Raw genomic sequence first — 847 nt, forward strand, 5'->3', positions numbered from 1 at the left:
TAGGGCCTGTTAGCACTTGATCCAGTCTGCGGCGGCAGCGATGTGGATGACCGCGAGGAACGAGGTTGCTGTTTTTTCGTATCTGGTTGCGACAGCGCGCCATTCCTTGAGACGAGCCCAGAGGTTCTCCACAAGATGTCGGCATCGATAGGCCCATTTGGGACAGGCGACCGGCGCATCGCGTCGTTTCGCGGGAATGGCCGGTCGGGCTCCCATGTCCCATATCCGTTCACGAAAGGCGTCTGACGCGTAGCCTTTGTCCGCCACGACCCACAGGGGAACAGAGGGGAGATCGTCGAGCATGGCTGGCGCCAGTGGCAGTTCATGGGCCTGTCCGGGTGCCAGAGCGAAACCAATGGCTTTTCCGTGTCCGTCCGCGATCACGCACACTTTTGTGCCATAGCCGCCGCGAGAGCGGCCAAGTGCTTCACGATGGTCTCGCTCTTCGAAAGAGGCCCCTTTTTTTGGGCTCCCGCCGCCTTGTGGTGAGCCCTGATGTTTGTGCCATCCAGAAAAGTCATGCCCAGCGCCACTCCGTGGTGGTCCTGAACCAGTTCGAGCAGGCGTTCCCACACCCCCAGTTTCGCCCAGCGGATGAAAAGCTGCGCCGCCCGCCACCACGGACCCAGCTCAGCGGGGATACTTCGCCATTTCGCACCATTCTCATGACGCCAGAAGATCGCTGCTATCGTACGCCGCAGATCATGGGGCGGTGTCTTGCCCCTTGGCCGAACCGCCTCAATCAGCGGTTCCCAGATCGCCCATGTCTCATCAGTGAAAGTGCCTGTTCCGTCTCCTTCTTCAATCCATACAATATAGGAAGTATTTTAAGATCTAACAGGCCCTA

At 59.0% G+C, this 847-nt stretch carries 1 protein-coding gene; it reads right to left on the bottom strand.

The window, feature by feature from the left end:
* Positions 1-9: 9 nt before the first annotated feature.
* Positions 10-758 (bottom strand): IS5 family transposase gene (locus tag CSR02_RS15350; protein WP_099046888.1). Its coding sequence is split into 2 segments (ribosomal slippage): positions 10-467 and positions 467-758, totalling 750 coding nucleotides; the frame shifts between segments, so codons are not numbered across the junction.
* Positions 759-847: the final 89 nt, after the last annotated feature.

Source organism: Acetobacter pomorum (assembly GCF_002738225.1).
Taxonomy (GTDB): domain Bacteria; phylum Pseudomonadota; class Alphaproteobacteria; order Acetobacterales; family Acetobacteraceae; genus Acetobacter; species Acetobacter pomorum.